21 protein-coding genes are annotated in these 19,059 nt (G+C 65.7%); 14 read left to right on the top strand and 7 right to left on the bottom strand.

Annotated elements, in window-relative coordinates:
• The first annotated feature begins 58 nt into the window (after positions 1-58).
• From N2602_RS25885 to N2602_RS25905, 5 genes are all read left to right on the top strand, one after another.
• Positions 59-976 carry an ABC transporter permease subunit gene (locus tag N2602_RS25885; RefSeq protein ID WP_212258057.1) on the top strand — a complete coding sequence of 306 codons (918 nt, stop codon included), beginning with the start codon at positions 59-61 and terminating at the stop codon, positions 974-976.
• A gap of 5 nt (positions 977-981) precedes the next feature.
• A complete protein-coding gene (gene livM, locus N2602_RS25890; RefSeq protein WP_212258056.1) occupies positions 982-2,301 on the top strand; it encodes a high-affinity branched-chain amino acid ABC transporter permease LivM in 1,320 nt (439 codons plus the stop codon).
• Positions 2,298-3,131, top strand: coding sequence for an ABC transporter ATP-binding protein (locus N2602_RS25895; RefSeq protein ID WP_212258055.1), 834 nt, complete (start codon positions 2,298-2,300; stop codon positions 3,129-3,131). Before livM ends, N2602_RS25895 begins: the two co-directional genes overlap by 4 nt.
• Positions 3,128-3,865, top strand: a complete 738-nt coding sequence (locus tag N2602_RS25900) for an ABC transporter ATP-binding protein (protein ID WP_212258054.1) — start codon at positions 3,128-3,130, stop codon at positions 3,863-3,865. Before N2602_RS25895 ends, N2602_RS25900 begins: the two co-directional genes overlap by 4 nt.
• Before the next feature lie 151 nt (positions 3,866-4,016).
• The gene (locus tag N2602_RS25905) at positions 4,017-5,135 is read left to right on the top strand and encodes a branched-chain amino acid ABC transporter substrate-binding protein (RefSeq protein ID WP_172782997.1); all 1,119 of its coding nucleotides are present in this window, start codon (positions 4,017-4,019) and stop codon (positions 5,133-5,135) included.
• A gap of 107 nt (positions 5,136-5,242) precedes the next feature.
• Here the strand turns inward: N2602_RS25905 and N2602_RS25910 are convergent, their stop codons facing one another.
• A complete protein-coding gene (locus N2602_RS25910; protein ID WP_260379848.1) occupies positions 5,243-5,629 on the bottom strand; it encodes a response regulator in 387 nt (128 codons plus the stop codon).
• A 234-nt stretch (positions 5,630-5,863) separates the two neighbouring features.
• Between N2602_RS25910 and N2602_RS25915 the strand changes: the two genes are divergently transcribed.
• Genes N2602_RS25915 through N2602_RS25925 form a run of 3 tightly spaced genes read left to right on the top strand, consistent with a single transcriptional unit; the run spans position 5,864 to position 10,012 of the window.
• The gene (locus N2602_RS25915; RefSeq protein WP_260379849.1) at positions 5,864-8,689 is read left to right on the top strand and encodes a PAS domain S-box protein; all 2,826 of its coding nucleotides are present in this window, start codon (positions 5,864-5,866) and stop codon (positions 8,687-8,689) included.
• A gap of 58 nt (positions 8,690-8,747) precedes the next feature.
• Complete coding sequence (locus N2602_RS25920) at positions 8,748-9,746, top strand: P1 family peptidase (RefSeq protein WP_260379850.1); 999 nt, start codon at positions 8,748-8,750, stop codon at positions 9,744-9,746.
• Positions 9,747-9,799: 53 nt separating this feature from the next.
• Positions 9,800-10,012, top strand: coding sequence for a KTSC domain-containing protein (locus tag N2602_RS25925; RefSeq protein ID WP_260379851.1), 213 nt, complete (start codon positions 9,800-9,802; stop codon positions 10,010-10,012).
• A 114-nt stretch (positions 10,013-10,126) separates the two neighbouring features.
• Here the strand turns inward: N2602_RS25925 and N2602_RS25930 are convergent, their stop codons facing one another.
• Entirely contained in the window at positions 10,127-10,879 is a 753-nt protein-coding gene (locus tag N2602_RS25930; RefSeq protein WP_260379852.1) for an EF-hand domain-containing protein, read from the bottom strand.
• Positions 10,880-11,133: 254 nt separating this feature from the next.
• On the opposite strand from N2602_RS25930, the gene rpe reads away from it, so the two are divergent.
• The 5 genes from rpe (at position 11,134) to N2602_RS25955 (ending at position 13,111) form a co-directional block, all read left to right on the top strand.
• Positions 11,134-11,835 carry a ribulose-phosphate 3-epimerase gene (rpe, locus tag N2602_RS25935; protein WP_260379853.1) on the top strand — a complete coding sequence of 234 codons (702 nt, stop codon included), beginning with the start codon at positions 11,134-11,136 and terminating at the stop codon, positions 11,833-11,835.
• Positions 11,836-11,884: 49 nt separating this feature from the next.
• The gene (locus N2602_RS25940; RefSeq protein ID WP_260379854.1) at positions 11,885-12,484 is read left to right on the top strand and encodes a hypothetical protein; all 600 of its coding nucleotides are present in this window, start codon (positions 11,885-11,887) and stop codon (positions 12,482-12,484) included.
• A 90-nt stretch (positions 12,485-12,574) separates the two neighbouring features.
• Positions 12,575-12,715, top strand: a complete 141-nt coding sequence (locus N2602_RS25945) for a hypothetical protein (protein ID WP_212258047.1) — start codon at positions 12,575-12,577, stop codon at positions 12,713-12,715.
• Between the two features lie 5 nt (positions 12,716-12,720).
• On the top strand, positions 12,721-12,900 hold the full coding sequence (locus N2602_RS25950; RefSeq protein WP_260379855.1) for a hypothetical protein: 180 nt from the start codon (positions 12,721-12,723) through the stop codon (positions 12,898-12,900).
• Positions 12,901-12,922: 22 nt separating this feature from the next.
• Positions 12,923-13,111: a hypothetical protein gene (locus N2602_RS25955; RefSeq protein ID WP_025037262.1), complete on the top strand. Its 189-nt coding sequence runs from the start codon at positions 12,923-12,925 to the stop codon at positions 13,109-13,111.
• Positions 13,112-13,139: 28 nt separating this feature from the next.
• Here N2602_RS25955 and N2602_RS25960 read toward each other — a convergent pair whose 3' ends face one another.
• The 5 genes from N2602_RS25960 to N2602_RS25980 all read right to left on the bottom strand — a co-directional run bounded on the left by N2602_RS25960 (position 13,140) and on the right by N2602_RS25980 (position 17,489).
• Complete coding sequence (locus N2602_RS25960) at positions 13,140-14,573, bottom strand: bifunctional serine/threonine-protein kinase/universal stress protein (RefSeq protein ID WP_260379856.1); 1,434 nt, start codon at positions 14,571-14,573, stop codon at positions 13,140-13,142.
• A gap of 6 nt (positions 14,574-14,579) precedes the next feature.
• Positions 14,580-15,320: a metallophosphoesterase gene (locus tag N2602_RS25965; protein ID WP_260379857.1), complete on the bottom strand. Its 741-nt coding sequence runs from the start codon at positions 15,318-15,320 to the stop codon at positions 14,580-14,582.
• Between the two features lie 117 nt (positions 15,321-15,437).
• The gene (locus N2602_RS25970) at positions 15,438-16,043 is read right to left on the bottom strand and encodes a hypothetical protein (RefSeq protein ID WP_260379858.1); all 606 of its coding nucleotides are present in this window, start codon (positions 16,041-16,043) and stop codon (positions 15,438-15,440) included.
• Positions 16,036-16,722: a hypothetical protein gene (locus N2602_RS25975; RefSeq protein ID WP_260379859.1), complete on the bottom strand. Its 687-nt coding sequence runs from the start codon at positions 16,720-16,722 to the stop codon at positions 16,036-16,038. Before N2602_RS25975 ends, N2602_RS25970 begins: the two co-directional genes overlap by 8 nt.
• Positions 16,719-17,489: a MotA/TolQ/ExbB proton channel family protein gene (locus N2602_RS25980; protein WP_260379860.1), complete on the bottom strand. Its 771-nt coding sequence runs from the start codon at positions 17,487-17,489 to the stop codon at positions 16,719-16,721. The genes N2602_RS25975 and N2602_RS25980 overlap by 4 nt, the downstream gene beginning before the upstream one ends.
• A 199-nt stretch (positions 17,490-17,688) precedes the next feature.
• Between N2602_RS25980 and N2602_RS25985 the strand changes: the two genes are divergently transcribed.
• Entirely contained in the window at positions 17,689-19,059 is a 1,371-nt protein-coding gene (locus N2602_RS25985) for a sensor histidine kinase (protein ID WP_260379861.1), read from the top strand.

A 19,059-nucleotide genomic window follows, 5' to 3' on the forward strand; every position in this document is an offset into this window, starting at 1 on the left:
CCAAGAACTCTCTGCAAGAGCTCCCTTTGAGCCGCGTCAAGTTTGGGTACGGCAGCTTATGGATTATTTCGCCCAGCAGCTCATCAACGGCCTCGTGCTCGGCTCCATCTACGGCCTGATCGCGATTGGCTACACGATGGTCTACGGCATCGTCGGCATGATCAACTTCGCCCATGGCGACGTCTTCATGATCGGCGGCTTCATCGCCCTCATCACCTTCCTGATCCTGATCTCGCTCGGCCTCACGGCCGTTCCCGTGATCCTGCTCGTGGTGCTGCTGGTGTCGATGGCAATCACCGCGCTCTATGGCTGGACCATCGAGCGCATCGCCTACCGGCCGCTGCGCCATTCCTTCCGCCTCGCCCCGATGCTGTCGGCCATCGGCATGTCGTTCGTGCTGACGAATTATTCGCAAGTGGCGCAAGGCGCCCGCGTCAAGCCGATCCCGCCCTTCATCACCGGCGGCTATACGCTGCACGAGAGCGCCGACGGCTTCGTGATCCAGCTCTCCAACATCCAGATCATGGTGGTCCTCACCACCATCGTGCTGCTGGCGATCTTCACCTGGCTGGTGTCGCGCACCCGGCTCGGGCGCGACATGCGCGCCTGCGAGCAGGATCAGACCATGGCGGCGCTGCTCGGCGTCGACGTCGACCGCACCATCTCCATGACGTTCGTGATCGGCGCCGCGCTCGCCGCCGTCGCGGGCCTGATGTACCTGCTCTATTACGGCCTGGTCGACTTCTTCATGGGCTTCGTCGCGGGCATCAAGGCCTTCACCGCCGCCGTGCTCGGCGGCATCGGCTCGCTGCCCGGCGCCATGCTCGGCGGGCTCGCGATCGGCCTGATCGAGACGTTCTGGTCGGCCTATTTCTCGGTCGAGTACAAGGACGTCGCGGCGTTCTCGATCCTGATCGTCGTGCTGATCTTCATGCCGACCGGCCTGCTCGGCCGTCCCGAAGTCGAAAAAGTCTGACGCGCGTGACAGCTCCCTCGACCCACACGACCAAACCTGCAACGGGCATCCCCGCCCTCCTCAAGACCGCCTTCATCAACGCAGTGATCGCGCTGGTGCTGTTCTCGCTGATGGTCGGCATCCGCACCGAGGCGGGCTCCGACGGCCAGCTCACTTACTGGACGCGATTCGGCGAGCTCGCCTCCCTCGTCGCCGCCGTGTTCGGCGGCTCGATCGTGATCGAGCTGCTCAGGCAATGGATCGGCCCGGCCGGCACCGAGAAGCTGGTGCCGCCAGCGGTGCAGAAGGGCATGTCGCTGGTCGGCCGCTACCTTGCACCCGCGCTGCTGATCTTCACGCTGCTGGTGCCCGTCATCTTCTATAACCAGCGCTACATCCTCGACCTCGCCATTCTCGTGCTGACCTATGTGATGCTGGGCTGGGGCCTCAACGTCGTGGTCGGGCTCGCCGGCCTGCTCGATCTCGGCTACGTCGCGTTCTATGCGGTCGGCGCCTATTCCTACGCGCTGCTCGCCACCAATTTCGGCTGGTCGTTCTGGATCTGCCTGCCGCTCGCCGGCATCCTCGCCGCATTCTGGGGCGTGCTGCTCGGCTTTCCCGTGCTGCGCCTGCGCGGCGACTATCTCGCCATCGTGACGCTCGCCTTCGGCGAGATCATCCGCCTCGTCCTGATCAATTGGCAGAGTCTGACCGGCGGACCGAACGGCGTATCCGGTATTCCGCGTCCGACCCTGTTCGGCATTCCGCTGAGCAACACCGACGATGGGCTGGCCGCCATGCTCCGCATCGAGTATTCGCCGACCCACCGTATCGTCTTCCTGTTCTATCTGATCCTGGCGCTGGCGCTGCTCACCAACTGGGTGACGATCCGCCTGCGCCGGCTGCCGATCGGGCGCGCCTGGGAGGCCTTGCGCGAGGACGAGGTCGCCTGCCGCGCGCTCGGCATCAACACCACGACGACCAAGCTCACGGCGTTCGCGACCGGCGCGATGTTCGGCGGCTTCGCCGGCGCCTTCTTCGCCACCCGCCAGGGCTTCATCAGCCCGGAATCCTTCACCTTCCAGGAATCGGCGCTGGTGCTCGCCATCGTCGTGCTCGGCGGCATGGGCTCGCAGCTCGGCGTCGCGCTCGCGGCGCTGACCATGATCGGCGGGTTCGAGCTGTTCCGCGGCCTCGAGACCTATCGCATGCTGGTGTTCGGCTGGGCCATGGTGCTGATCATGATCTGGCGGCCACGGGGCCTCGTCGGCCATCGCGCGCCGACCGTCTATCTGAAGAAGGCGCAAGCCATCTCCTCCGACCTCGTCAAGGAGGGCCACGGATGAGCGGCGAGCGTATCCTCCACGTCGATCAGCTCACCATGCGCTTCGGCGGCATCGTTGCCGTGCAGGACCTGTCGTTCGCGGCGGAGCGGCGCAAGATTACGGCGCTGATCGGACCGAACGGTGCGGGCAAGACCACCGTGTTCAACTGCATCACTGGCTTCTACAAGCCGACCGGCGGCGCCATCCGCCTCACCCACGATGACGGCAGGGAAATCGCGCTCGAGCGGCTCAACGACTTCCGTATCGCCAAGCAGGCCAAGGTCGCGCGCACCTTCCAGAATATCCGCCTGTTTCCCGGGATGACCGTGCTCGAAAACCTGATGGTGGCGCAGCACAACATGCTGATGCGCGCCTCGGGCTTCACCTTGCTCGGCCTTGTCGGCGCGCCGGCCTATCGCGACGCCGAAAAGCGCGCGATCGATCTCGCCACCGACTGGCTGAAGCGGGTCAGCCTGCTCGACCGCGCCGACGATGCGGCCGGCAATCTCGCCTATGGCGATCAGCGCCGCCTCGAGATCGCGCGCGCGATGTGCACCGAGCCTGCACTCCTGTGCCTTGACGAGCCGGCTGCAGGCCTCAACGCGCGCGAGAGCGCCGCGTTGAACGAACTCCTGCTATCGATCCGCAACGACCTTGGAACGTCGATCCTCCTGATCGAGCATGACATGTCGGTCGTGATGGAGATCTCCGACCACATCGTGGTGATGGATCACGGCGTGAAGATCGCACAAGGCACGCCGCGCGAGGTGCGCGACGATCCCAAGGTGATCGCCGCCTATCTCGGCGCCGACGAGGAAGAGGCCATGGCCGTCATGGAGAGCGGATCGTGACGGCGGCATCCCCCCTGCTCGCGATCCGGGGGCTGCGCGCGGCCTACGGCAAGATCGAGGCCTTGAAGGGCGTCGACGTCGACATCAATTCCGGCGAGATCGTCGCGCTGATCGGCGCCAACGGCGCCGGCAAGTCGACGCTGATGATGACGATCTTCGGCAAGCCGCGCGCCCGCGCCGGGCAGATCCTGTACGAGGGCAAGGACATCACAGCCGTCCCGACCCACGAGATCGCCCATTTGCGCATCGCGCAGTCGCCCGAAGGCCGCCGCATCTTCCCGCGCATGAGCGTCGCCGAGAACCTCCAGATGGGGGCCGACGTCACCGAGAGCACGCCGGCGGAACGGGAGAGCACGCTCGAGCGCGTGTTCGCCCTGTTTCCCCGCCTGAAGGAGCGTTTCGCCCAGCGCGGCGGAACCCTGTCCGGCGGCGAGCAGCAGATGCTGGCGATCGGCCGCGCCTTGATGAGCCGCCCTCGCCTGCTCATGCTCGATGAACCCTCGCTGGGGCTCGCCCCGCTCATCGCGCGGCAGATTTTCGACGCCATCCGCACACTGAACCGGCAGGACGGCCTGACCGTGCTGATCGTCGAGCAGAACGCCAACCATGCCCTCAAGCTCGCCCACCGCGGCTATGTCATGGTCAATGGCCTGATCACGCTGGCCGGCAGCGGCGCCGAATTGCTGCAGCGCCCCGAGATCCGCGCCGCTTATCTGGAAGGCGGCCGGCACTGACCGGTGCCGCCCTGCGCGAGAATGCGGCTAGATATCTTGACCTATGCCCGTATTTTGCCGGTGACTTCTCCTCGAATTCATTCAAGAATGGCGCCGGTTTGAACCGGGCATGCCCGGCAACTTCCACAGGCGACCACCCGCGAGGTATCTCATGAAATCACTGAAGCTCATCGGTCTAGCATTCGGCGCATCGCTCGCGCTGTCGAGCGCGGCATTCGCGCAGGATGTCACCGTCGCAGTCGCAGGCCCGATGACCGGCGGCGAGTCCGCCTTCGGCCGCCAGATGAAGAACGGCGCCGAGATGGCCATCGCCGACATCAACGCCGCCGGTGGCGTCAACGGCAAGAAGCTCGCGCTCAACGCCGAGGACGACGCCTGCGATCCGAAACAGGCCCGCTCGGTGGCGGAAAAGATCGCCGGCGCCAAGATCCCGTTCGTCGCCGGCCATTTCTGCTCGTCGTCTTCGATCCCGGCCTCTGAAGCCTATGCGGACGGCAACGTCCTGCAAATCACACCGGCTTCGACCAACCCGCTCTTCACCGAGCGCAAGCTGTGGAACGTGGCGCGGGTGTGCGGCCGCGACGACCAGCAGGGCCTGATCGCCGCGCAATACATCGCCAAGAACTACAAGGGCAAGAACATCGCCATCCTCAACGACAAGACCACCTACGGCAAGGGACTTGCGGACGAGACCAAGAAGGCGCTCAACAAGGCCGGCATCACCGAGAAGCTCTACGAGAGCTACAACAAGGGCGACAAGGACTTCAACGCGATCGTCTCGCGCCTGAAGAAGGAGAATGTCGAGCTCGTCTATGTCGGCGGTTACCATCAGGAAGCCGGCCTCATCCTGCGCCAGATGCGCGATCAGGGCCTGAAGACGGTGCTGATGTCGGGCGACGCGCTCGCCGACAAGGAGTACGCCTCCATCACCGGTCCCGCCGGCGAAGGCACGCTGTTCACCTTCGGTCCCGATCCGCGCAACAAGCCGACCGCGAAGAAGATCGTCGAGGCGTTCAAGGCCAAGGGCATCGATCCGGAAGGCTATACGCTCTATACCTACGCTGCGCTGCAGGTCTGGACGCAGGCGGTCAAGAAGGCCGGCACTACCGACGCCAAGAAGGTCATGGAGACCATCAAGGCCGGCAAGTGGGACACGGTGCTCGGCCCGATCGAAATTGACGCCAAGGGCGACCTCAAGCAGATCGACTATGTCGTCTACAAGTGGGACGCCAAGGGCAATTACGCCGAGCTCGGCGCCAAGGGTTCTTGATCAAGGGTTCCTGATCAAGGATGCTCGTCGGGGATCCCGATCAGCGATCCCCGACGGCTCTGCCATCGCGACCGCGCCCCGGCTTGCCGGGGCGTTCTTTTGCCCGGTCAGACCGCGGCCGAGATCTCGCCGCCCGCCGCGGCCTGGGCCTTGCGGAGCGCTTGCAGCAGATCGTTCGGCCGAAACGGCTTTTGCAGGCAGGCGAGGTTGGCGAGGTGGGGCGATTGGTCCATGAAATCGAGCGCCGTCATCCCGGATACCGCAATCACGGGCAGCGCCGGCGCGTGCTCGCGCAGGGCCGTGATGACATCGACGCCATTGGTATCGCCGAGGAAGATGTCGACGATCGCCGCGTCAAAGGGGCTTTCCGCAAAGGCCTTCAGCCCCGCCGCGCCGCTTTCGGCCTCCACGACCTCGAAACGATTGACCCGAAGCACGATCGCGATCATCGCACGGACGTCCTTCTGGTCGTCGATGATGAGCACGCGTGGCATCGGAGCAACTCCCGATCTCGAAACCAAAATCGCCTGTTTCAAACCTGGAACCCGCCGCAGCGGATGGGCATTATGACCCCGCCCCGTAAAGCGCACCTTACTGATCCCTGTTCCGTGCATCCACCGAAATTAGGTAAGCTGTAACCCTCGGTTGAGTCGCAAACCGGTTCCGTCACGACCCGCGCCCAAAACCCGCTACGATGAACGGATTGCCGGCGAATGAGACTAGCGGAGATGCTCAAACCCGACCTGCTCAACACCGAGGCGCGCGAACTGGACGTGCCTGCAACGATCGACCGAACCACCTTTCTGTCGACCCTGCCGGCCACCTCGACCGACCGCACTGCAGCATTGACCATTGTCGGTGTGTCCTCCCTGCTGTTCGCCGCGGCCGTGCCCTTCGCCGGTACCCCGCTCCTGCCGGTCCCCGCCTTCGTCGCCAGCTATCAATCCGCGCTGGCCGTGAGCGACATCGTCACGGCCGTGTTGCTGCTATCGCAATTTGCGATTCTGCGGACCCGCGCGCTGCTGTGGCTCGCGAGCGGCTATCTCTTCACCGCCGCGGCGGCGCTGGTTCATGCCCTCACCTTCCCCGGTCTGTTCGCACCGACCGGACTCCTGGGCGCGGGCCGGCAGACCACGGTCTGGCTCTACATGGTCTGGCACGCCGGCTTTCCGCTCTGTGTGATGGCGTATGCCTGGCTGAAGGAAAAGGACGGGGGCCCCCGGATCCGCGGCGCGGCAAGCAACGCGATTTATGGCAGCGTGCTCTGCGTCATCGCCGCGATGGCCGTCTTCGCCTGGATCGTCACCGCGCAGCACGATCGGTTGCCGGTCCTGCTGAGCGAGGGCCGCTACACGGCGACCATGATCGGAGTCGTGTCCTTCGTGTGGTCGCTGAGCTTTGCCGCGCTGGTCTCGCTCTGGTTCCGCAGGCCGCATACGGTGATCGATATCTGGCTCATGGTGGTCATGTGCGCCTGGCTGTTCGACATCGCACTGTCGGCGATCGTCAACGTCGCGCGCTTCGATCTCGGCTTCTATGCCGGCCGGCTCTACGGCCTCGCCGCGGCGACCTTCGTGCTCGCGGTGCTTCTGATCGAGAATGTCCGCCTGCAGGCGCGTACGGTGGGCCTCGTCGGAAGGCTGCGCCAGCAATCGGCCTCGGAACGCGACTATTTCGGCAAGCGCCTCGCGCTGTACGGCGCAGTGGTCGAATCGTCCAATGACGCGATCATCACCAAGTCGCTCGACGGCATCATCACCGGCTGGAACAAGGCCGCCGAACATCTGTTCGGCTACTCCGCCACAGAGGCCGTCGGCAAGCCGATCGACATCATCGTGCCGCCGGATCGCAAGGGCGAAGTCAGGAGCATCCTCAACCGGATCGCCAGCAACGAGTCGATCGCCCAGCACGAGACCGTCCGAACCCGTAAAGACGGCCGCCCGCTGGACGTCGTCCTGAACATCTCACCGCTGCGGACCGACGATGGAGAGATCATCGGCGCTTCCAAGATCGCCCATGACATCACCGAAGAGAAGCAGGCCAGAGAGAAGCTGCGCCGCGAGACCGAGGAACGGCAGCGCATCTTCGAGACATCGCAGGACCTGATCCTGGTCACCGACGGCTACGGCAATTTCGTCCAGGTCAGCCCGAGCGTGCAGAACATTCTCGGCTACAGCCCCGAGGACATGGTCGGGCACAGCGCGATCGAGTTCATCCATCCCGACGATCTCGAGAAGACGCGGAGCGAGATGCGCGCAGCCCGTCGCGGCGCGGTCAAGCGCAGCTTCGAGGCGCGCTATTACCATTACGACGGTCACGAGGTCTCGCTGAACTGGATGGGCACGTGGTCCGAGCCGGTGAAGCGCCACTTCTTCATCGGCCGCGACCTCACCGACAAGCAGGCCGCCGAAGCCCAGCTCCGGCAGGTCCAGAAAATGGACTCGATCGGCCAGTTGACCGGCGGCGTCGCCCACGACTTCAACAACGTGCTGACCGTCATCACGGGCACGATCGGCATTCTCAGCGACGCGGTCGCCGACCGGCCCGAGCTTGCCGCCATCACCAAGCTGATCGACGACGCCGCCGAGCGCGGCGCGCAGCTGACCAAGCATCTGCTCGCCTTCGCCCGCAAGCAGCCGCTCCAGCCGCGCGAGATCGACGTCAACGCACTGGTGCTCGAAGCCGCCAAGCTGCTGCATCCGACGCTCGGCGAGCAGATCAGCATCATGCCGCAGCTCACCGAGGATGCCTGGCCGACGCTGGTCGACCCGGGCCAGCTCTCCACCGCGATCCTCAATCTCGCGCTGAACGCGCGCGACGCCATGCCCGAGGGCGGCACCCTGGTGCTGGAGACCCGCAACATCTTCCTCGACGACGGCTATGCCAGCATGAATCCCGACGTCGTCGCCGGCAATTACGTGATGATCGCCGTCAGCGACACCGGCAGCGGCATTCCTGCCGAGCTGATCGACCGGGTGTTCGATCCCTTCTTCACCACCAAGGAGGTCGGCAAGGGCACCGGCCTCGGCCTCAGCATGGTGTTCGGCTTCGTCAAGCAGTCGGGCGGCCACATCAAGATCTACAGCGAGGAAGGCCACGGCACGAGCGTGAAGATCTACCTGCCGCGCTCGACCGGGGTGCAGGAGACCGAGTTCGAGGCGCTCCAGAATGCGCCCATCACCGGCGGCAACGAGAAGATCCTGATCGTCGAGGACGATGCACTGGTGCGGCAGTATGTCGTGACGCAGGTCAAAAGTCTCGGCTATACCGCGCTCGAGGCCGCCAACGGCGCCGAGGCGCTCAATATCATCGACAGCGACGAGACCATCGACCTGCTGTTCACCGACATCATCATGCCCGGCAACATGAACGGCCGCCAGCTGGCCGACGAAGCGCACAAGCGCCGCCCAGATTTGAAGACGCTGTTCACCTCGGGCTACACCGAGAACGCCATCGTCCATCACGGCCGGCTCGATTCCGGCGTGCTGCTGCTGGCCAAGCCCTACCGCAAGTCCGAGCTCGCCAAGATGCTGAGGACCGCGCTCGCCTGTTGAGCCTGCGGCATTGCTGCGCTATCGCAGATCGTGAATTGCTCTCGACGACGAGGCCGCCGTGAAGAACCTTCTCACCGACATCGCCGGCGTCCGGGTCGGCCATGCCGAGGACCCGAAAGTCGGCTCCGGCGCGACCGCGATCATCTTCGATTCTCCCGCGATCGCCGCGATCGACGTTCGCGGCGGCGGCCCCGGCACGCGCGAGGATGCGCTGCTCGATCTTGCCAACACGGTCGAGCGTGTCGACGCGATGGCGCTGTCGGGCGGCTCGGCCTTCGGCCTCGACACCGGCGGCGGCGTGCAGGCCTGGCTCGCCGAGCAGGGCCGCGGCCACCGGGTTCGCGAAGCGCTGATCCCGATCGTCCCTGGGGCGATCCTGTTCGACCTGCTCAATGGCGGCGACAAGGCCTGGGGACGCTTCTCGCCCTATCGCGACCTCGGCTATGCCGCGGCGACCGCCGCCGCCAGCGCGGATTTCGCCCTCGGCAGCGTCGGCGCCGGCTTCGGCGCCACCACCGCGACGTTCAAGGGCGGGCTCGGCTCGGCGTCGGCCGTGACGCCGAGCGGAATCAAGGTCGCGGCGATCGTCGCCGTCAACGCGGTGGGCAGCGTCACCGTCGGCAATGGCCCGTGGTTCTGGGCGGCACCGTTCGAGGTGGACGGCGAATTCGGCGGACGCGGCCTGCCGGACAAGTTCACCGAGGACATGCTCCGCATGCGCATCAAGGGCGGACCTGCCGCGAGCGCGCGCGAAAACACCACCATCGGCGCCGTCGTGACCAACGCGGTGCTGACCAAGCCCCAGGCCAAGCGGCTGGCGATGATCGCGCATACCGGCTTCGCCCGCGCGATCTATCCGGTGCACGCGCCGACCGACGGCGACGTGCTGTTTGCCGCCGCCACGTGCGAAAAGCCGATCGAGCCGCTGGTTGGCCTCACCGAGCTCGGCACGATCGCCGCCAACGTGGTCGCCCGCGCGATCGCCCGCGGCGTCTACAGCGCGACGGCCTTGCCCTTTCCGGGCGCGCAGGCGGCCTGGAAGGACCGGTTCGGCTAGGCCAGAAACGAAACGGCCCCCAAAGCGTTACCCCACGGACAAGGTGTGCGGCCATGCCCTCTTCCGTGATCCGCTTCTTTCGCTATGCGCCCGATACACGCGAGCTGAAGGTGACGTTCGTCAGCGGACGCCTCTATGTCTATGAGGATGTTCCGCCCGAGGTCGCTGCCGCGTTCGGGGATGCGCGCGCAAAAGGAACGTTCTTCAATCGCGAGATCCGCGACCGCTATGCCTATCGTGACATCACGCACGAATATGCGAGCTAAAGCGCGATGCGATGACGATGAATCGTCATCGCGCTTTAGGTTATTGTTTGAGCATGATCTTTTCGGAAAACCGCTACGCACTTTTCCGGATCATGCTCTAGCTTCAGGATGCACTCACACGCTGATCGACATCGATGAAGCCGCCGCTCCCGCAGTGGCCTGCGCCTGGCGCTGCATCATCTGCCCGAACCAGTCATAAGGCGAGTTGCCGCCACCTTTCGCATTCGACGCGCTGGCGGCGCCCGGCACCGTCGTCGACATCTTGAAGCCGTCGGCATAGGTGACGGTGGTGGTGGTCGAGCCGTCGGCATTGGTCGTCGTGGTCGACGTCGAGCCGCGGCTGGATTGCGACGAGGAATCCGAGCCATCGCCCGCGCCTTGCGCGTGATCACGGCCGTGACCGCCCCTCAGCGCCTTCGTCATCTCGCCGAGATTGATGCTGCCATCCGCATTCGCGTCCATCTTCGAGAACACGTCGTCGGCCTGGGCCAGGTTGGTGCCGCCCGCGCCGAGCGCGTCCTCGAACTCGGACTGGGTGATCTTGCCGTCGCCGTCCCCGTCGATCTGCGAGAACAGATCCTTCAGCGCAGCCTCCCGGCTCTTCGTCGACGAGGCCGCGCCGTCGGCCGACTGGCTCTGCGCCGCGAACAGCGCGTTCATCGTCTCCGACGAGATCTGCGGATATTTGCCTGCATTGACCGACGAGGTCGCGCCGGCCGTGCTGCTGCTGCCACTGTCGATTGCGAACGGATTGACCGGCGCGCTCTGCGAGGCGCCCGTCTTGTGCGCCGCCGACGACGATTTCGAGTTCGTCAGCGACTGGATCGCGTCGAGCGCGCTCGATACCGCACCTAGGGCTAACAACATTGCACAACTCCAACGGGATGCGACATGCCGCGATCAATGTTCTGCGGCTGAAGTCAGCAAGCACCGTGCCATCGCGAAAAGCTCAATGAAATCCGCACCCATCAGGTCGTGCAGGGCGCGGGAACATCGGCAATTCATGCCGCCAGCGGCAGAAATTTCCGCCCACAGGAAGCGCGTCCCTCCTGCATTGCCCGCCACAAGGGCCCATGTTAGGCGAGGCCATTCGTCGTCCGTCCGCCACGGGAAAACGCGCCATGACACAAGCTTTCGCCCCCCGCCCACTGGCCATCGCGCCCTCGATCCTGGCCTCGGACTTCTCCAAGCTCGGCGAGGAGGTGCGCAGTGTAGACGCCGCCGGTGCCGACTGGATCCATCTCGACGTGATGGACGGGCACTTCGTTCCGAACATCTCCTATGGCCCTGATGTCATCAAGGCGATGCGCCCGCACACCAAGAAGATCTTCGATGCGCATCTGATGATCTCGCCCTGCGAGCCCTATCTCGAGGCCTTCGCCAAGGCCGGCTGCGACCACATCACCGTGCACGCGGAGGCGGGTCCCCACCTGCACCGCTCGCTCCAGGCGATCCGCGCGCTCGGCAAGAAGGCCGGCGTCTCGCTCAATCCGGCGACGCCGATCAGCGCGCTCGAATACGTCCTCGACCTCGTCGACCTCGTGCTGGTGATGTCGGTCAATCCGGGCTTCGGCGGCCAGGCCTTCATTCCCTCCGCGATCAACAAGATCCGCGACATCCGGGCAATGGTAGCGGGCCGTCCGATCGACATCGAGGTCGACGGCGGCGTCGGCCCCGATGTTGCGGGCGCGCTCGCCGCGGCCGGCGCCAACGCCTTCGTCGCCGGCACCTCGGTGTTCAAGGGCGGCACACTGGACGCCTACAAGACCAACATCGCCGCGATCCGCAACGCGGCGGCAACGGCGCGCGGCGAGGCGATCTGACGGCTCTTCGCGGTCCGAACCGGCCTTGCGGCCGCTGCGACCAATGGGAATGGATGAAATCCGCGCCACTCTGTTTTGCGCAGGCCTGCGGCGCCTGCTCGCCGAGACCCTTCAGGAGGGGGAGCAGGTGGTCTGGCAGGGTCAGCCCGACGGCGTTGCCCGCATGATGATGTGGCGGTTTCTCTGGTGGATCGGATTCCCCTGGCTGTTGCTGACAGTCATCGCCGTCAGGAACGATTGGATCGACCAAGCGACCCAACCTCTCGCGATGCTTGGAGTTGGGATGGTTGCAGCTCCGTTCGTGATGCTGCTGCAAGACCTGCAGACGCTTTATGTGATCACCGACCGCCGCGCGCTGATCGTGCGCACGGCCTGGAGCAGACGCAGCGTGACTGCTACTTCGTTCGACGCCATGGATGCAGTGTTCGAAATCCTCGACATCGGCGGCGGCGTCGGCCACCTCAACTTTGCGTCAGGGTGCTCGACCCGTTCGCCCGATACCGACTACACCGGGCGCTATGGGTTTCGCTGTGTTCGAGACGCACGGCGCATCCGGGATATCCTCGATCATGCGCGCACCGGCAAAGTACGTCGGTCGCACCCGGAAAGAACTGCGGCTTCTACGGGTTCTGCAACGCGCAAAGCTTAAAATTGTAACCGTGGTCCGTACTCATCCGGACTTCACTGATTCGCGCAAATCACTGCAAGTGATTCCTGCCTGTTTTCGCGGGAGCACATCATGACGACGACCCTGGTTTGGACTGGCGTGGCGTTGTGGATTGGTTTCAGTGCGTTTGTCGTGTTTGGTCCATCGGCCGGCCCGGTCGAGGCCCCGGCCCGTTCGGCCCGCAACATCCGCCGCGCCCGCGACAGGGGCTGACGTCCATGCAGATCGCACTCGTGAAGCGTCAGCCGAAGCGCAGGTGCCGGATTCCACGGCGCCCGCATCCGAGCCTCGATGATTTCTTCGGCCGCCTCGAGCGCACCGATGGCACGCTGGACGATAATGCCGGGCCCAACAATTCGGACCTCGAGCGTTCGCTTGGCTCGCCGCGCCGCCACTGAGACTTCTTTTCCGGACCGCCCCATGAAACCGCATTGCCCGAACTGCCTGAAGGAAATGACCAAGGCGTCCGCGTCGCGTAACCTGTTCAATTGCGAGCCTTGCCGCGAGATCATCCAGTATTTTGGCGGCAGCGCGGATCACGGCGAGCCGGGGCCGCAATTCTCCTGGCCGATCCGCCGCAAGCGCGCCATGGCCGTCCACGCGGCCTGATCCAGCCCCGCAAATCACCCCGGCCGGCCTAAGCTTCGCCGGCCTCCGGCCCGCCGCCGTCCCCAGCCATCCGCGGCGGCCGCACCACGGTGACGGTGCAGCTCGCCTCCGAGGCCACCTTGGCCGACACGCTGCCGAGCAGCGTGCGCCGGAACGAGCTCTGCCGGGCGCCGATGATGACGTGGTCGACCTGGTTGGCCTCGGCAAACTCCAGGATCGCGGCGGCGGGGTCGACAGCCTCCAGCACGTGAGCCGATAGCCGGCTCTCGTCCAGCTTGAGCGGCGTTGCCCAATGCCTGAGCGCGACCAGGCGATCGATATGCTTGTTGGAGCCCTGCTCGTCCAATGTCCGATCGATCGCGATGCGGTTCAGCTTGAGCACGTTGACGCAGGCAAGCCGCGCCGAGGGCAAGGTGGCGAGGATGCGCTCGGTGGTCACGCGCAGCGCCTCGTTCAGCTCCGGAGCGCCCTCCGCGGTGTCGAGCGCAACGGCGAGGATTGGGCTCGATGCGATCTGGGCTGCGACGTCCGATTTCGCGCGCGGTGCCATGGCGCCCTGGTTGAAGCGCCGCCGCCAGGCGACGCCGAGGGAATCGCGTTTCACCCGCTCCGAGCGCGCGGTGAGCTTGACCTTGTCGGGATGGGCGAGATCGAAGGCGAGCTGGGACGCCGTCGGATAGCGCCACACCGGCTCGATCTCCAGACACCGCAACACCACCTCCTGAAGCCAGGGCGGATAATCCGCGCGAAGCTTCCGCGGCGGATGCGGATCGCGCCACAGCCGGCGCCGCATCGCCCGTAGCGTCTCGCCCTCGCCGAACGGCCGCTCGCCGGTGGTGAAGAAATAGAGCAGCACGCCGAGCGAAAACAGATCGCTGCGCGGATCGTCGCGCACCCCGAGCAGCCGCTCGGGTGCCATATAGGGCGCGGTGCCGTAAGGCAGGCGGAATTCCTCCTGGAGGAGGTCCGGCAGGTGGTTGTGATGCGACAGGCCGTAGTCGATCAGCACCGCCTCGCCGCTCTCGCGAAACATGATGCTGCTCGGCTTGATGTCGTGATGGATCACGTTCTGCCGATGCAGATCGGCAAGCGCCGTCGCGATCTTGGCGACGAGCTGCCGCGCCTCGTCATAAGGCAGCGGCAGGTCGGAGAGCCGCTTGTACAGCGTGGCACCTGGAATGCGCTCGATCACGACATAGGCTTGGCGGGCGAAATCGCCGGTGCCGAAGCAGGCCGGCACGTGCGGCCCCGCAAGCCGCGGCAGGATCATCATCTCCATCTCGAAGGAGACGATCGCGGCGGGGTCCTCGCCCTCCGACACCCGCGGGATCTTCATCAGCATGGGCACGTCGAGGCCGGGATGGGTGACGGTCCACAGCGTCGCCATGCCGCCGGCATGCACGCATTCGCCGATGGTGTATCCGTCGATCTCCGCACCTGATTTGACCAGGGGTTTCGGCATCGGCCTCTAGCGCCCCTGCGAAAGCCGGTCGGCGAGCCAATGCGGCAGGCCGTTGTCGCGGATCCGGCTCGCGGCCGTCTCGATATCGTAGGGCGCACGGCAATAGGTGATCTGGCTCGACACGGTGTCGAACAGCGCGAAGGCCGCGGACGGATCGCCGTCTCGGGGCTGGCCGACCGAGCCGAGCACCGCGAGCCATTGCCGTCCGCGCAGGAGCTGCACGGGGACGTCGGTCTTCGGCACGAAGCTCGTCATCTTCGCCGTCACCGACATCGAATAGAGCGCCGGCCTGTGGATGTGGCCGCAAAAGGTGACGTGGGCCTGCGTCGCAATCAGGCTCTTGGCGGCGTCCACGGTCGAGCGGACATAGTGCCAGCGCTGCGGATGCGAGGCTTCCGCGTGCACGAACAGGCGGCCATCGTCCTCCACCTGCATCGGCAATTCGGCCAGGAACCGCCGCTGCGCGGTGTCGAGGCGGCCGCGGGTCCATTCGATCGCGATCTGCGCCTCGGTGTTCATGGTCTCGGCCGTGGAATTGATCGCCTGGTCGTGATTGCCGCGCACCGCGACGGCGCCCTGCGCGACCAGCTGCATCGCGGTGTCCACCGCCCATTCCGGATCGGCGCCATAGCCGACGAAATCGCCGAGCAGGACGAACTGCTCCGCGCCCCTGGCGCGGGCAACCTTCAGGCAGGCCTCGAACGCCTGCCGGTTGCCATGGATATCCGAGAAGACAGCGAGAAGCACGCACCCTCCACCCTCAAGTTCCTATTCGAGGCCGATGAGGCCAAATTGAGGGACGTCAACAAGATGCGCCAGCGCCGGGCCGTTTGCCAGCACTGCCCTGCCGTGATGGTGAAGGGCCTATTGCTCGTCCTTCGGCGGCATCCGAGGCGGCGGAATCGGGGTGAACACGGCGCCTTGGGCACCGGCCGGCGGGGCATTGAACTCGCCGGTCGAGGAATTGCCGCCGCTGGTCTCCAGGATGGTCTTGGGCGTCACATACTCCCGGACCATGTCGATCAGGCTGCCGTCGCCGCCGCCGAAATCCGCGGCGCGCCCGCCTTGCGGATGACCGGCCGCGATCTCGTTCTCCGCGGCGTGGGTCTTGTCGGCCAGCCGGTCATTGTAGGGCACACGAAAGGCGCGCGGGATGCCGCTCGGGCGATTGTCCTCGTCCAGCGCCTCGACCCAGAGATAGATCGAGCCGGGATCGCCCTGAAGCGAATGCGGCTCGACGATGCGGGCCTTCAGCAGCTTGAAGGTCGCCGGTAGCCGGTCGGAGCTGGCCCAGCCGAGCAGGCCGCGCATTTCGGTGAAGCTGACGATGTAGAAGGTGCTGGTCACGACCACGGCGACCGCCTTCAGCGACCAGTGCAGCCGCGCATAGACCAGCACGACCAGCAGCAGCGCGCCGATGACGGCATACGCGACCGACAGCGTCAGGATGACCGTCTGCGGATTACTCACGGCGCACCCTCACAGCGTTCCTGCTCACACCGGTCTTGGGGTCGACGTCGGCGCCGTTGCGCCAGCTGCTGCGAAACGTCTCCAGCAGCGATTTCGGTCGCTGATCGACATTGACGACCTTGCCTTCCGCATCGATCCGGAAACGGACCGCGGTCTTCTCATCGCCGGTGTGGTCGAGCGTGAACTTGTTGTCGAAGATCACCTGCGCGATCGGATTGAGCTTCTGCACCTTCACATTGGCTGTCACAGGCGCGCCGGTGGTGGCAACGAAATGCGAGACGTTGACGGTGTATTCGCCGGCGAGGATGCCGCGCACGGTGACGATCTCCTCGCGGATGGGCGAGGCGATCTTCTTGCCGTTGACGATGATGAAATCGTTGGCCCCGCCGCGATCGTCGCGGTCGAGCGTCAGGAAGCCGGCCTCGCGGTGGCGATACCAGGCGATGTTGCCCGCGGGATCCTGCACGAACAGGTCGAGATCGTCGGGGTGGTTGTCCGGCCAGTCCAGCGTGATCATGAACTCCGCCTTGGAATCGATCTTGCCGTCCTTGGCATCCGGAGAGACCGCGAGCAACGCCAGGAAGAACAGGAACGCGATCACCTGCAGCGCCTTGAACAGCATCACGCCGAGGGGATCGAACGGCTCCTCGCGCGGATAGAGACCGAAATCATCCATCATGACGGCGTTCCAGCGCCTTTTCGCTCGAGCACCGGCGTCACATAAGTCTCGGTCAGCACCACCGCATCCGAGAACACCCGCTGGGTCGCGGCATCCAGCATGTAGTACTGGATGCGGACCAGGATCGAGCCGACGAGGCCGGCGAGTGTCGTGTACATCGCGACCGCCATGCCGTCGCTCATCAAGCCCATCGAGGAGCGCATCGCGACCTTGTCTGCGGCATCGAGCCCCGCGATCGGCGCCAGCATGATGATGAAGCCGATGATGGTGCCGAGCAGGCCGAGCTTCATCAGCGTATCCGAGACGAAGGCCCCGAACCCGTTGGAGCCGCGCAGGCGGTCGGCGAGCGTCCGCAGCAGCAGCGTCTGATCGACCGGGCGATAGCCCTGCGCGGCGGCCTTGGTCACCAGGCTTTCGATGTGGTCGCGCACCAGTCCGCGCGGCAGCGCCACGGAGCTCGCATCGAGCGCCTTGCTGCCGCCGGCCGCCGACAGCACTGCGCGGCAGCGCCGCGCCGCCGCCCCTTCCCGCGCGATCGCCCGCGTCCGCAGGAAGCAATGGCCGCAGGTGACAATGTAAAGCGCCGCGATGACGCTGGAAATGTAAGTGCGGTCCGAGGTCAGCATCAGATGGATCAGGCCGAAGCGCCACAACAGCACGACGGCAAAGATCGAGAGCCCGGTGAAGATCATCCAGAACAGCAACGCGCTGCGCTCGGATGGATCGGCAGCCTGGCTCGCAATTGGTCCAATCGTCATCGAACTCATGCTGCACCGCTCCTGGCTTGCAAGCACCGGCCTGCAACGTGTCCTCGCCGATTAGATCAAAGCCGCCGTTTCAGGTCCAAAGACCCATGCCCAATCCGGCTTGGGAAATTTGCCCGAGCTGCAATCCCGGCGTTCGCTGCGATTGGCAAGGCACGGCGGCGTTGTTAGGCTGACCTTACCAAACGTCGGGGGTGATCGCATGCGCCTCGTGCTTCAGCTTGTCGCCCGCCTGCTTCTGATCGTAGCGCTGTGCCTGGCAGCCGCGACAATATGGGCCACGTTCGACGCCTATCGCAGCGTCGATCGGGCGACGGCGGCCTCGGCGCAGCGGGTCGCGCAGGCGCTTCAGGCGCTGTATTGGCGCGAGCTGTTGTTGCGCAGCAGCAGGGCGCGCGAGCACCTTCTGCCGGTTCCGGACTGGCGCACGCTCGAGACGATGAAGCTGATCTCGCCCGGCGTCTGCGTCGAGTTCCAGCCCGCCGCGGCATTCGAGAAGCCGCTCTGCGGCCAGAGCGAGGGGCTGGGCAAGACGCCGCCGCGCTGGTTCGCGGCCATCGTGCCGACCTTCCTCGGCAGCCACGCCGAGGTGGTGCGGCCCGTCAGTCCGCGCGCCGCGGCCGCCGGCACCGTCGTTGCGACGCCGGATGCCACCGCCGCGATCTCGCTCGCCTGGGACTACATCCTCAACGTCATCGACGTCGCGCTGCTGATGGCCGCGGCGATCGCCCTGCTCGCCTCGCTCGCCATCGCGCACGCACTTGCGCCGGCGCGCGCGATCGTCACCGCGCTTCAGCGCATGGCGCGCGGTCAGTATCACACCAAGCTGCCGCGCTTCCGCTCCATGGAGCTGGCGATGATCGGCAGCGCCGTCGGCGAGCTCGGCGGCCGGCTGGAGGAAGCAACCGAGCAGCGCGCCGCACTGACGCGCCGCCTGATCGAGATCCGCGACGACGAGCGCCGCGCGCTCGCCCGCGAGCTGCACGACGAGTTCGGACAGAACCTGTCCGCCATTCTCGCCTTCGCCAACACGATCGAGACCGCGAGCACGAAGCAGAACGGAAACGATGGGATCGCGCAAGATGCGCGCATGATCTCGCAGGCGACGCACCATCTGATGGCCTCGCTGCGCGATGCGCTGAAGCGGCTGCGCAATCCGTTGCCGGAGGAGCTCGGGCTCGAGGCGAGCCTCGTCAATCTCGTCGACAGCTGGCGCTCGCACAGCGCGGCGCGACCGGCGATCCAGCTCGATCTCAGGGGTGACCTCACCGACATCAGCGGTCCGGCCGCCACAACGGCCTATCGCGTGGCACAGGAATGCCTGACCAACGCGCTGCGCCACAGTGCAGCGCGCGAGATCTCGCTCCGCGTCGAGCGGCGCGCGGGCGAGGAGGATGCGCTGCTGATCCGCGTCGAGGACGACGGCGGCGGCGATGCGGAGCGCGTCGCGCAATCGGCCGGCTTCGGCCTGACCGGTATCCGCGAGCGCGTCACGGCGGCCGGCGGATCGCTGTCGATCCTGCCCGCCCGCGGCGGCCTCAGCGTGGCCGCAACCATTCCGCTCGCTGCGTGA

The sequence above is a fragment of the Bradyrhizobium sp. NC92 genome (genome assembly GCF_025200865.1).
Lineage (GTDB): Bacteria > Pseudomonadota > Alphaproteobacteria > Rhizobiales > Xanthobacteraceae > Bradyrhizobium.